The 13,545-nt window shown below is 42.1% G+C and carries 10 protein-coding genes; 5 read left to right on the forward strand and 5 right to left on the reverse strand.

The genetic code is table 11. From position 1 onward, the window contains the following. Positions 1-11: 11 nt before the first annotated feature. The 3 genes from V1U08_RS14385 to V1U08_RS14395 all read right to left on the reverse strand — a co-directional run bounded on the left by V1U08_RS14385 (position 12) and on the right by V1U08_RS14395 (position 3,367). The gene (locus V1U08_RS14385) at positions 12-1,475 is read right to left on the reverse strand and encodes a mannitol dehydrogenase family protein (protein ID WP_330470866.1); all 1,464 of its coding nucleotides are present in this window, start codon (positions 1,473-1,475) and stop codon (positions 12-14) included. Positions 1,476-1,537: 62 nt separating this feature from the next. Continuing rightward, positions 1,538-2,839 carry a TRAP transporter large permease gene (locus V1U08_RS14390; RefSeq protein ID WP_065297757.1) on the reverse strand — a complete coding sequence of 434 codons (1,302 nt, stop codon included), beginning with the start codon at positions 2,837-2,839 and terminating at the stop codon, positions 1,538-1,540. A 15-nt stretch (positions 2,840-2,854) separates the two neighbouring features. Continuing rightward, positions 2,855-3,367 (reverse strand): TRAP transporter small permease, encoded by a 513-nt coding sequence (locus V1U08_RS14395; protein WP_065297756.1) that lies wholly within the window; start codon positions 3,365-3,367, stop codon positions 2,855-2,857. A gap of 304 nt (positions 3,368-3,671) precedes the next feature. Between V1U08_RS14395 and V1U08_RS14400 the strand changes: the two genes are divergently transcribed. From V1U08_RS14400 to V1U08_RS14420, 5 genes are all read left to right on the forward strand, one after another. Further along, entirely contained in the window at positions 3,672-4,655 is a 984-nt protein-coding gene (locus V1U08_RS14400; RefSeq protein WP_065297755.1) for a TRAP transporter substrate-binding protein, read from the forward strand. Positions 4,656-4,754: 99 nt separating this feature from the next. After that, positions 4,755-5,546, forward strand: a complete 792-nt coding sequence (locus V1U08_RS14405; RefSeq protein ID WP_065297754.1) for an FCD domain-containing protein — start codon at positions 4,755-4,757, stop codon at positions 5,544-5,546. Positions 5,547-5,679: 133 nt separating this feature from the next. Further along, positions 5,680-6,870, forward strand: coding sequence for a mannonate dehydratase (gene uxuA, locus V1U08_RS14410; RefSeq protein ID WP_268669273.1), 1,191 nt, complete (start codon positions 5,680-5,682; stop codon positions 6,868-6,870). 505 nt (positions 6,871-7,375) lie between these two features. Further along, positions 7,376-9,217 (forward strand): beta-glucuronidase, encoded by a 1,842-nt coding sequence (gene uidA / locus V1U08_RS14415; protein ID WP_330470867.1) that lies wholly within the window; start codon positions 7,376-7,378, stop codon positions 9,215-9,217. A gap of 513 nt (positions 9,218-9,730) precedes the next feature. Continuing rightward, on the forward strand, positions 9,731-11,104 hold the full coding sequence (locus V1U08_RS14420) for an MFS transporter (RefSeq protein ID WP_330470868.1): 1,374 nt from the start codon (positions 9,731-9,733) through the stop codon (positions 11,102-11,104). 400 nt (positions 11,105-11,504) lie between these two features. Here V1U08_RS14420 and codA read toward each other — a convergent pair whose 3' ends face one another. Then, the gene (gene codA, locus V1U08_RS14425) at positions 11,505-12,755 is read right to left on the reverse strand and encodes a cytosine deaminase (protein ID WP_065297750.1); all 1,251 of its coding nucleotides are present in this window, start codon (positions 12,753-12,755) and stop codon (positions 11,505-11,507) included. Positions 12,756-13,096: 341 nt separating this feature from the next. Beyond that, positions 13,097-13,372 (reverse strand): hypothetical protein, encoded by a 276-nt coding sequence (locus V1U08_RS14430; RefSeq protein WP_065297749.1) that lies wholly within the window; start codon positions 13,370-13,372, stop codon positions 13,097-13,099. Positions 13,373-13,545: the final 173 nt, after the last annotated feature.

The raw sequence follows: 13,545 nt of genomic DNA on the forward strand, positions 1-13,545 counted from the left end.
CGTTGCGATCCTTATAAAGCTGCAACAGTCTTACGAGCACCGTTGTCCAATAGGGACTGGTAGGCACTACTTACTGCTTCAATTACTGAAGTATTTTGTCCGAGTTCAGGTGGGAAAATTGCTTCCACACTCAGTAAAGCGCGAACGACGGAGACATTGAGTCCATGACGATCGCAGATAGTACGAAGTTGCTCGGCCATAGGGTCGCGCACATCAATTGGTTGCTGGAGTTCATCAATGCCTGAAACGTAACGCATCCATCCGGCTATAGCAGTCGCTATCAATGAGAAATCAGTTCCATTTGCAAGATGGTATTTCAAGCTTCCACCCATTCTTTGAGGGATTTTTTGGCTACCATCCATAGCAATTTGCCATGTACGGTGCTTAAGGCTTGGGTTGGTGAAACGGTCAATGAGAAGCGTCGCGTATGAATGTAGATCCGTTCCTTCAGGCATGCTGAGAGACGGAGCCTGAGCTTTCATCATCATATTAAATGCCGCTCTGCGGTAGCCCTCATCAGTCATAGTATCTGAGATGTGTTCATAGCCACCAAGATAGCCAAGATACGCAAGGAATGAGTGGCTGCCGTTTAGCATTCTCAGTTTCATCTCTTCGTATGGCACCACATCTTCGACAAACTCTGCTCCTGCAATATCCCAATCAGGTCTTCCCGCGACGAAATTGTCTTCGATGACCCATTGACGGAATGGTTCACAGGCAATACCACAAGGGTCATCGCAACCAAGAAGAACTGAAATTTCGGCTAGAGTGTCTGGAGTTGCGGCTGGCACAATACGGTCAACCATAGTGCACGGAAAAGTCACGTTGGTTTCAATCCAATCGCGGAATTCAGGATCAAGTAATTGTGCGAATTCGAGAATCGCTGCTTTAGCAACGTGACCATTTTCCTGAACATTGTCACAAGACATGACGGTAAACGGTGTCAAACCACGATCACGACGAAGTTTAAGTGCTTGAACAATATAGCCAAGAGCAGACTTCGGTGTGTGAGGGCTTTTTAGGTCAGCTTGAACTAGTGAGTTATTCTTATCCAGCGTACCAGTTGCAGGATCAGCGCAGTAGCCTTTTTCTGTGATGGTCATAGATACAATAGCTACTTGCGGTTCGGCCATTTTTTCTAGAACGGTTTGAACACCGTCCAGTTCTGGGTGAAGTGATTCCGTCACTGAACCGATGACTTTAACATCGGTCTTATCTGCACCTTTTTCTGCCACCGTGTACAGATGATTTTGTGCGCGTAATAATTCAATCAAATCTTCGCCCCCAAAAAGGTTCACTTCGCAGATTCCCCAATCACTGCCTGTTTTTGCCAGCATTTCGTTGGTGAATAAAGCCTGATGAGCACGATGAAATGCACCGAACCCCAAATGGACTATGCGGCTTTTTAATGCATTGCGGTTATATTGAGGCAGAGAAACATCAGAATTAAGCGAGGTATTAGCAATATTTTTCATTTTTCGTCCTTTAAACTTCGTCGGATAGACCACCGACGAAGTGGTGTGTAATGAATGGGGAGTTAGTAGCCTAAAACAAGCTTAGGTAAGAATAAGCTCAGTTCAGGGATAAAGGTCACGGCAAGCAGTGCCGCAATTAAAGCACCATAAAAAGGGAGCAGTGGCTTAATGACTTTATCGATCGAAATATCAGCAACAGAACAACCGATAAATAGTGCACTACCTACTGGTGGTGTACAGATACCAATGGCCAGGTTGAATGTCATCATGATCCCGAAGTGCACGGGATCGATGCCCATATCTAATGCGATAGGAAGGAAAATTGGAGTAAAGATCAGTACAGCCGGCGTCATATCCATAAAGATTCCGACGATAAGCAAAATCAAATTGATTATTAATAGGATCATCATTGGGTTTTCAGAGATCGAAAGCAGGGCATCTGAGATCATGTATGGGATATCAGCATTAGCCATTGCCCAAGACATGCCCATTGAAGCCCCAACGAGCAATAAAACAATAGAGGTTGTGACCGCTGACTCAAGAACAATTTTTGGGAGCTGAGTCCACTTCACTTCACGGTAGACTAGAACCGCTAGCATAAAGGTATAAACAACGGCTATTGCTGAAGCCTCTGTTGCAGTAAAAATGCCGCCGATGATGCCTCCCATAATAACGATGATTAGCATTAAAGAAGGCGCAGCTTGTAAGAATGTATTCCACACCGTTGCTAGGGTTGGTTTCTCTGCAACAGGATATCCTCTGCGTTTTGCAATAAATCCTGCGATCAACATAATGCTCAAACCCATCAAAATTCCAGGGATGTAACCGGCTAGAAACAATGCTGCTATTGATGTGCCGCCTGATACCAGAGAGAACACGATTAATGTATTGCTCGGTGGAATCAACAAGCCAGACGGGCAAGAGGTGATGTTAACCGCCGCTGAAAAGTGCTCGTCGTAGCCGTCTTTCTTTTGCAGGGGAGACATCGTGCCACCTACAGCTGCAGCAGAAGCAACGGCTGAGCCGGATATTGAACCGAACATCATATTTGCCATGACGTTAACATGGGCCAGTGAACCTGGTAAGCGTCCACCAAGTACTTTAGCGAAGTTAATTAAACGCAGTGCGATTCCGCCCTGGTTCATAATATTTCCCGCCAGAATAAAAAACGGGATAGCCAGCAAAGCAAAGTTATCTAAACCTGCCGCCATGCGTTGTGCAACAACCGCAATAGCAGGTTCTAAAGGTAGCCCCATCAAAATTGTTGCTAAAGATGAAAGTCCGATTGCAAAAGACACGGGTATACCCAATGTCAATAGCACCGCAAATGTTCCAAATAGGGTCAGTATGACTTGCCAATCCATCGTAGGGTCCTTGTATTAATCAAGTTTAGATTCGGTAGCTAAATTGCGACCACATATAAGTTGCTTCAAATGCTCGTAAGAAAATACGGCAGAATAAAAAATCATCAGAGCGCCGCTGACAGGTAGGCAGAGATAGATATAGCCCATTTGTAGGTTCAACGCTGGAGTGACTTGGCCTGTTGCCAATGTTTTTGACGCCAACTGTATACCGCCGTGAACGAGCACTACGTATGAAAACACTGCAATCGCTATTTGGATAAATAGCTGGTTGATGAGCTTTCGTTTGCCGCTCAGTTTCATTGTTAGTAAGTCAATAGCGAGATGACGCTTGAGACCTGTTGTGTAAGCAGCTCCAATTAGAGCGACCCACATAAAGAGGTAACGTGCTAATTCATCAGTAATCGTACTGGGTTTGCCAACGATGTAACGTGATATGACTTGCCACACTACGCAGAAAACCAGGAAGGTGGATAGAGATATAGTAAAGGCAGCTAGTCCTCTGTTAATAAAACCGACCAGTTTGTTCATGTTCAATCCCTTTAATAAAAGATGCCCACGCTCTAATAATTGGTATACCAAAGTGGGCTCATAGTTACGTATCTTAAATGTAAAACACGTGCTGTAATCGGAAGTGATTATAAGATTGTCAATATATTTTTCACGTGAGCCGCTTCACACTTGGATTGGTTGACCAATATTAATGGTTTTTATGTGATATTGGTCATTTAATTTAATATTTTGGTTTGACGGTTTGTGTGAATGTACTGATTATTGGTTGCAGAACAAACAAACCCTACACAAATGGTAAACCAATAATAAAACGGAGAATGCAATGAACATGCGTAAAACTCTAGTCTTCAGCCTTGTTGGAGCAGCACTGAGTCTTGGTAGTGTTACTTCTGCTTTTGCAGAGACTACTATCAAGTTAAGTCACAACCATCCACGCGATCACGCGGTACATAAAGCGATGACTCAGTTCGCTAAGGAAGTTAAAGAGTTAACTGATGGCGAGGTGAAAATCCGCATTTATCCAGATGCTCAGTTGGGTACACAACGTGAATCTATGGAGTTGATGCAAAATGGTGCGTTGGATATGGTTAAGAGCAATGCCGCAGAACTAGAAGCTTTTTCTCCTGCCTATTCCGCTTTCAACCTACCTTATCTGTTCAGAGATAAAGCGCATTATTACAGTGTTACAGACGGTGAGTTAGGGCGAGAAATTCTTGATTCTTCGGATAAAAGTGGCTTTATAGGTGTAACTTACTACGATGCAGGTGCGCGTAGTTTCTATACCTCCAAACCAATTAAAACCCCCGAAGATTTGAAAGGGTTAAAAGTTCGTGTTCAGCCTAGTCCTACAGCTATAGCTATGGTTCAGTCTCTTGGTGGTAGCCCAACCCCTCTGGCATACGGTGAGCTTTATACCGCTTTGCAGCAAGGCGTAGTCGATGCGGCAGAAAACAATATTCCATCGTTTAGCCTAAGTCGCCATAGTGAAGTATCAAAATACTACAGTTTAGATGAGCATACTATGGTTCCTGATGTTCTTGTTATTTCAACTAAAACATATGACAAGTTGACCGTAGAGCAGCAGGAAGCACTAATGAAAGCAGCCAAAGATTCATCTGAATTTATGAAGGAGCTTTGGGCAGAATCAGAAGCGAAAGAGCGTTCAAAAGCAGAAAGTATGGGGGTAACCTTTGTTCAGCCTGACAAGGCTGCTTTTGTCGCTGCCGTTCAACCAATGTACGCAGAGCTAGAGACCAGCAATCCTGAACTCAGCCAGTTGGTTAAACGTATCCAAGATGTGAAGTAACTCGTTACTGAATATCTTTATTACCTAAGGTGTTGTACACAATTTGCATTTAAGTAGGTTGACCAATTTTATTTGGTCGCTATTATGGTGAAAATAGTTATGGACGTATTGAAAAAGATCATCATGATGCCTTTTGAACCCAAACGACCTTACCAAGAAATAGGGTTGGTACTTAGAAAACAGCTTATTAATGGCCAATATAAGGTCGGAGATAGGCTTCCTCCAGAACGTGATATTGCTGAGCAGTTAGATGTAAGTCGAACGGTGGTTCGTGAAGCTATCATCATGCTGGAACTGGAGAACTTAGTAGAGGTAAAAAAAGGCTCTGGTGTATATGTCCTTAACATTCCAACCGATTCTGGTTCTCGTGAGAATGTCATTACTGATGATGTTGGTCCATTTGAGATGCTGCAGGCTAGGCAGTTGCTGGAAAGTAACATTGCTGAGTTTGCTGCCACTCAAGTTACTCCGGGGGACATCCTGAGAATGCGTGCGGCGCTCGATCTCGAGCGCCAAGAATTCGAAAGTGGTGCCGCTGTGAGTGAAGGAGACGCTAAGTTTCATATGTGTATTGCCCAAGCAACGCAGAATTCTGTCTTGGTCGATATGTTGAAACACTCGTGGGAACGTCGCGAAAGTAGCCCGATGTGGAAAAAGCTCCATACTCGTATTAAAGGCATAGACTATCGCGCGGAGTGGGTGGAGGATCACGCCAAAATACTTTCTGCTCTCCAGCGGAAAGACCCAATATCTGCCAAAAATGCAATGTGGCAACACCTTGAAAATGTTAAACAGTGTTTATTAGAGCTGTCTGACGTTGATGACCCGAATTTCGATGGTTACTTATTTAGTTCTAACCCCGTTGTATCTTTAGGGAATGTAAAACGATAAATAAGTTCTATCGAATCGTGGTTCGGTTTGGGCAACTTAATTAAATAGTTGTCTTTAATAAGTCGTTATAGCATTTAACTTAAAGCTCATTAGCTTTGAGGTGGTTAAGTGCGTCTTAAAAAAGGTGAGTGTCATGGAACAAACTTGGCGTTGGTATGGCCCAAGCGACCCTGTGTCTTTGGACGATATTAAACAAGCAGGCGCAACGGGAATTGTAACCGCATTGCATCATATTCCAAATGGAGATGTGTGGAGCAAAGAAGAAATCTTAAAGCGCAAAGCTATTTTGGACGAAAAAGGTTTCAACTGGTCAGTGGTCGAAAGTGTGCCAGTCCACGAGGAAATTAAAACCCGTTCTGGGAATTATGTCCAATGGATCGAGAACTACAAACAGTCGCTTACTAACCTAGCTGAATGTGGTATTGATACGGTGTGTTATAACTTCATGCCCGTGCTTGATTGGACTCGAACTGATTTGGAATATCAACTTCCTGACGGTTCGAAAGCGTTACGTTTTGATCAAATAGAGTTTGCGGCATTTGAACTCTTTATACTGAAACGTCCAGGAGCTGAAGCTACATATACTGAACAAGAGCAAGCTCAAGCTAAAGCGTGTTTTGAAAACATGACTCAGGCACAAATTGATAAGTTAACATCAAATATCATCGCTGGTTTACCTGGTGCAGAAGAGGGTTATACGTTAGACGAATTCCAAGCTCGTTTGGATACTTACAATGGCATTGATAAAGATAAACTGCGGGAGCATATGGTATTATTCCTTCAGGAATTAATGCCAATTTGTGAACAATACGGCCTGAAATTAGCTGTTCATCCGGATGATCCTCCGCGCCCAATTCTTGGATTGCCTCGTATTGTTTCGACCATTGAAGACATTGAAGCGTTGACGACAGCGGTTCCAAGCATGATGAATGGCATTACGATGTGTACAGGTTCTTACGGTGTACGCGGAGACAACGATTTAGTGAATATGATTGAGACTTATGGCGATCGTATTTATTTTACTCACCTTCGTTCAACGCTTAGAGAAGAAAGTAATCCAATGAGTTTTCATGAAGCAGCGCATTTGGATGGCGATGTAGATATGTACAACGTCATAAACGCACTGCTCAAAGAGGAACATCGTCGTGAACAATCGGGAAATGTTCGCTTGATTCCAATGCGCCCCGACCATGGTCATCAAATGATTGATGATTTGAAAAAGCAAACTAACCCTGGGTATTCCTGTATTGGCCGTCTGAAAGGCTTAGCAGAAATTCGTGGCGTAGAATTAGCATTAAAACGAGCTTTTTATATGGATAAATAAGCTTTCCCCTAGCACTACTACTTTTAAATTTTATATATTTACTATCTATTTTGCCGCCATTAGGCGGCTTTTTTATTGCTAAATTTTAAATTAAGTACTTTATTTATTGGCTAGAAGGTGAATTTAAATTTTTCCAAAATAAGGAAGTGCAATAGATAAATAATCCTATTTACCTCGATATCTACAGTGTTATTACCAGTAACGGCAACATGATCAATCGATCCGAAATGTACTCCATAATTAAAGCTCTAAACAAGATTATGTAACGTGGTGGGGGAGCCAAGGCGATACTTCTTTCACTTTGCATTAGTAGTACGAAGCCCTCTACCAATTTTAACTTATATTCAATGGCTTATGTGTGGGGTTTGTGATTGTTTACTACTGCAATTTTGCACTTGATAATGGTGTGATAGAGGTCTCGGTTATAGATTTATTTATCAGTAATATTGGTTAACCAATTATGCCGAAAGAATAATGAAAGTACAGAATTTGAATAGGAGATTTTATGACTGCCTTTTTGTACCCGCAAGAAACAATGACTCGTCGTGTTAAAGATATAAGCGGCATCTGGCGCTTCAAGCTTGATAAAAGCAATGAAGGTCATCATTGTAATTGGAAAGATGGCTTAACAGATACCATAGATATGGCGGTGCCATCTAGCTATAACGATATCTTTACTGAAAAAGAGATGCGTGATCACTGTGGAGATGTGTGGTACGAAACCGATGTTTTTATCCCATCTGAATGGAAAAATAAAGATATCTTCGTTCGATTTGGCTCTGCTACGCATAAAGCTACGGTTTGGGTTAATGGTATTGAAGTCATTAGCCATGTTGGCGGATACATGCCGTTTGCAGGTTTATTAAATGACTGTGTTGATTTTGATAATAAGAACAAGATTGTTGTTGTAGTAAACAACGAATTATCACGCACTACTATTCCATGCGGGCATGTAGATGAATACGAAGATGGTGTCAGAGAGGTCAAACCTTGGTTTGACTTTTTCAACTACGCAGGTATTCATCGCCCTGTTAAACTAATGGCATTGCCGAAACATCGTTTGAGTGACATCACGGTGGTCACTGATTTTGAGGGTACATTAGGTAAAGTTGATTACACGTTAGAAGCCAGCCTACCTGAAGATGCTCAAATAATCGTAAAACTTTATGATGAAAACGGAACACAAGTTGCTGAAAATATCGGTGCGAAAGGTCAGCTTCGAGTGGAAAATGTACACTTGTGGCAACCAGGCAAAGGTTATCTGTACACATTAGAAACGTCAATCAAAATAGGCGGTGCAATAGTTGACCAATACCCTTTAGAGGTTGGTATCCGTACAGTGAAAGTTGAGGGTACCAAATTTCTAATCAATAATGAACCATTCTACTTTAAAGGCTTCGGTAAGCATGAAGACTCTGAACACAGAGGGCGAGGGTACGATCCGGTCGTTAACTTACGTGATATCGAGCTAATGGATTGGATTAACGCAAACTCAATGCGTACTTCACACTACCCCTACGCAGAAGAGTTTATGCAGTTAGCTAACCGACGTGGTTTGGTTGTAATTGATGAAACCCCAGCGGTCGGACAGTGGGATATGATGTTGGCTGGCGGCGGGATCGCAGGTGCGGGGGCTGGTGGTAAAGCAGCTGTGGAAAAGGTTGAATTCTTCTCTAATGAGGACGTCTTTACTGAAGGTATGGCCGCTCATAAGCATGCAATTGAAGAGTTGTTCAAACGTGACAAAAACCATCCTTGTGTTGTGCTTTGGTCACTATCTAACGAACCTGATACATCGCAAAAACGTTCTGACGAATACTTCCGAGAGATTTTTGATTTTGCCCGTACGCTTGATCCACAAAGTCGTCCACTGACGTTTGTCAATTTCATGAAAGCCCTTTATGGTGACTGCCATGCTCATAAACATGTTGATGTAATCTGTCTAAATCGTTACTACGGTTGGTACTTCATGTCAGGACTCGAGATGCGTGATTCTGGTAAAGCTTTTGCGAAAGAACTCGCTGGTTGGGCTACAGAGGGCAAACCAATCATAATTACTGAGTACGGTGCAGATACAACGGCGGGTGTACACAAACTACCAAGCGTTCAATGGTCTGAAGAATACCAAGTTGAATACTTAGATCAGCAGCACTTTGCGTTTGACAGTTGTGAAGCGGTAGTGGGAGAACAAATGTGGAACTTTGCCGATTTCCAAACTTGGGAAGGTATCATTCGTATGGATGGTAATAAAAAAGGTGCTTTCACCCGAAACCGCCAACCTAAGATGGCAGCCCACCATTTACGTAAACGTTGGGCAAATATTCCTGATTTCCAATTCAAGAAATAATCTAATACTTCAATGGGTGGTTATCATCCAGCTTGGCTTAGCTTGTAGTTAGATTCATGATCAATGCTCCCTTGATTATTAGCTAAGGCAAAAAGGATAAATAACATGAGTAGGTACAGCTAAGCTTCTCACGTATTTTGAAGTTGTCAAAATCATACTATTTCTATTAAGACGTTATAGAACAACGTGTTAAAGAAGTTGGACGGTGCGTTTATGCGCACTGTAGGTAGGGGCCAACTTCTTTAGAAATTGGCCGCTCATTCTTCTGGTTGACCAGTTGTTGTTTTTATAGCTTATTTCTTTTCGGGCGAATTATGAAAGGAGATTAATAGTGATGAACCTTAGAAAAAAATGAGGTTTTTATCACTATTTTTGTAAATAAATCGATGTTTGGTAGTTCAATTTGAGGCTTGTCATTCTTTTGGTTGACCAGTGTGTGTATATTTGAGTGCAACAACGAATTATTAAAAATACCTGCGCACAGAAAGCATTGGTGAACAAAAAGGATTTAGGATGAATAAACTCACAGTCTCAAATAAAGTTGGCTATGCACTCGGTGACTTAGCCAACTCGCTCACCTTTGGCCTGACATCAATGTTTTTATTAGCATACTATACTGATGTACTTGGTATATCCGCGGCGGCGGCGGGTACACTATTTTTAGTTGCGCGTGTGTGGGATGCCATCAACGATCCTATGATGGGTACTTTGTGCGACAAATTATTTGCCAAACATAGCGGGGGTGAAAAATTCCGCCCGTTTCTTCTAAAAGGTAGCTGGCCTGTTATTGTAGCTTCTATCTTGGTTTTCTGGGTACCTGAAGGCCTGTCCGATGTACAAAAACTTATCTGGGCTTATGTAACTTACATTGTTTATGGTATGGCTTATACTTTCATCAACATTCCTTACGGATCGTTGGCGACTGTGATGACTAACGAGCCGTCTGAACGTGCAGCTCTGTCCGGAGCACGAGCTTTTGGCAGCCTGATGGGAATGGTTAGCTGTAACATTATTATGCCAGCACTGTTATCATTCTTTGCCGACGAACTGTCTAAAGCTTACCTATATGGTGTGGTAGCTTTGGGTGTGGTTTCTTTTATCTGCTACCTATGTGCATTTCGTATGACAGAGGAGCACATCCATCATGAAGCGACGGTAAATCAAGATATTTGTTTTAAAGATACTCTTAAAACCTTGGGTAAGAATGTACCATTTCTGTGTGTGAGTTTTGCGTCTATGCTCTTACTGACAGCTTTTCTTGGCCAGTCTAGCGTACTTTATTACTACTTGTCGCTTAACCTAGAAGGGGCTGTGTGGTTCATTTCCTTCACTGCGGGTGTGCAAGTAGTAGCAACGGTGTTACTTGCACCGAGTGCCGGAAAACTATCTGCCCGTTTTGGAACTAAAACTCTCATGTTGGTCGGTTTTGGTGGTGCGAGCATTGCCTCTTTGATCACCTTCGTGTTACCAACGAATCTGTATGGTGCGATTTTTTACTATGTGATTGGTATGCCACTTATGTTGCTGCCTAACATTTTGATTTGGGCTAATGTTGCAGACTGTATCGACCACAATTATAAAATTTCGGGTCAACGTCAAGAAGGTATTATTTACTCCAGTTATTCCTTCATGCGTAAAATGGGCCAGGCTATCGCTGGGTTCATTGCCGGAATGGGACTGAGTGTGGTTGGTTACGACGCTACATTGGATATACAGGCAGAATCAACCTTATCCGGCATCAAAGCGTTTATGTTTGTTATGCCTGGTGTTGCAACGGCTGTATGTTTCTTGCTTTATTACTTCTTCTGGAATTTAAAGCCGATAACAGAAGAAGAAATTTCACAAAATACTTCTCATGAAACTGATGTTCAGTCGGTTAAAGTATGAATATGAATATGAAATAGTGTTACTGATAGTAATGGAGCAAGTACCTAACGCTGTCCTCCATTAGTAATGAGTTAAAACACTTACTCCGTTAGTCATAAGCATTGCAATGTAATCCCAACAGTAAACTCAAGCCAGATTCTACAAAGGTCTAGTCTTCGAGCTAGGCCATTTATTAGTCATTCTTAAACCACCGTCTTGGGTGGTGACTATTGTAATTTGGGGGCTGTTTCCTGAGAGTGCGCTCATGTTAAAGGTTATTTTCTTATCCACAACAGTACGAACTATAAACTGAACTTCTACCGAACAACTGAACTTGGGTTCGTAAAATTCAAATAAATAAGATTAATGTTAATTAAGCCTTACGGTTGAGGTATTAAATCTGCTCCGCAAGGCGTAGTAATTAGTTAATCAAAGAGACTTTGTTAACCAACGAGGCCGGTAGGCGGGCAATTAGAATTTCCCCCTTGCGCACCGAATACAGAACTTCGCCTTGTCTCTTAATCACATCAACATCATCTTGACCTTCTAGGATAATGAAGTTGGCAGGTTTGCCTACTTCGATGCCGTAATTTTCGGCTATATTGAGTGTTTTGGCCCCGTTGTCGGTAATCAAATCCAGAGCTGTACTTAAATCTTCATAACCCATCATATGGCAGGAATGGAGACCGGAGTCCAATACACGAAGCAATTTGCCGTTGCCCAGTGAATACCAGGGATCCTGGATTGAGTCCTGCGCAAAACAGATGTTCATTCCCGCATCGCGAATCTCTTTGACCCGAGTAATACCTCGGCGTTTGGGATAGGTATCAAAACGTCCTTGCAAGTGGATGCTTTCGGTTGGGCAGGAAATAAAGTTAATCTTCGATTTCTTCAGCAGACGAAACAGTTTATAGCAGTAAGCGTTATTGTAGGAGTGCATGGCAGTAGTATGGCTGGCGGTTACGCGTTCTCCCATTCCTTTTTCCAGCGCCACGGTAGCCAGTACTTCTAGAAAACGTGATGCTTCATCATCGATTTCATCACAATGTACATCGACCAGCTTATTATGCTTTTCGGCCAAATCCATTAACCACTCTACCGACTTGACACCATATTCACGAGTGTATTCAAAATGTGGAATGCCGCCGATGACATCTGCACCATGTTCAATCGCTTTTTCCATCAGTTCTGTGCCGTTAGGGTAAGACAGAATTCCTTCTTGTGGAAAGGCTACAATTTGAAGGTCAATGTAGGGTGCCAATTGAGGTCGGAGATCATTGATTGCTCTAAGAGCGACTAAATCCGGGTCGGTGACATCGACGTGAGTCCTGATATGCTGGATACCATTCTCCAGTAATAGTTCGACGGTTTTCAGTACTCGTGTTTGCACGTCGTCGATACTTAACATAGGTTTTCTTTCCGACCAGCGTTCAATTCCCTCAAACAAAGTCCCACTCATGTTCCAATTCGGTTCACCGGCCGTCAGCACTGCATCCAAGTGAATGTGAGGCTCGACAAACGGGGCGCACAGCAAGTTACCTTTTGCATCAATGTCAGCCTGACCATCATAAATTATTCCATTTTGAGCGGTAATTACTTTAAACTTACCGCCTTCACATTCGAGAGAATAGTATCCTGTTTTTCCTCTTAGGCTGGCATTAATTATGATCATTTTTACTCCTTATAAAGTCTATTTAATTGGTCGATAGCAGCAATAGCAAATCCTTTGACAACACTAGACGTTCTACAATCTATGTGGTTTGGATACTTAATCTCGTTGAGCACTATTTAAATTTCGGCCAATGTGCAATTTAACTTTTCGCTAACTGATTGCTGAGTATATTTTGGTGAATGTTGCGCGTCACACTAGGGAACCTAAATGTTGTCTACATAATGCAACGCTGTTTCTAGCTTTCAATGCCCCACGTTTATCAACACCTCTAATATATTGATCCCCCTATATATAAAGAGAACTCAAACGTTATTAGGTAGTGTTAGCTGAGACACTAAAGACTACAAAATATTGTTTCGAACAAGTCCTCTCTTAACGTTAGTACAGAGTTTTCCAAACCGTCGAATATCATCAAAATTTGGAACGATCCCACGTGATATTATATGTTCCCAATAGGAAAGCTCTGACTCTACTAGTTCCATTAGTTTTTTAGGGCAACCAATACATTTACCTTCAATACCACACACAAATGTGTCAGGTTCATAGAGAGGTAGTTCTCGTTTAGCCTGATCAATAATTAGCTTCATAGCTAAGGTTCTGTTGGGTTTTATACTCATAGATATGATCTGTCACTTACTAATTATATTCAGTTGTTTTACGAATAGTTTAAAAGAGGGAGTGTTTAGAGTTATTAACGGTAGCCATGCAATCAGAGCGACACTAATTTAATTAAGGCCCATGTTTCTTCGATTGCATTGTCATATCATATTGATGTTTTTTGGCGCTTTAT

Source organism: Vibrio sp. YYF0003 (assembly GCF_036350715.1).
Lineage (GTDB): Bacteria > Pseudomonadota > Gammaproteobacteria > Enterobacterales > Vibrionaceae > Vibrio > Vibrio natriegens.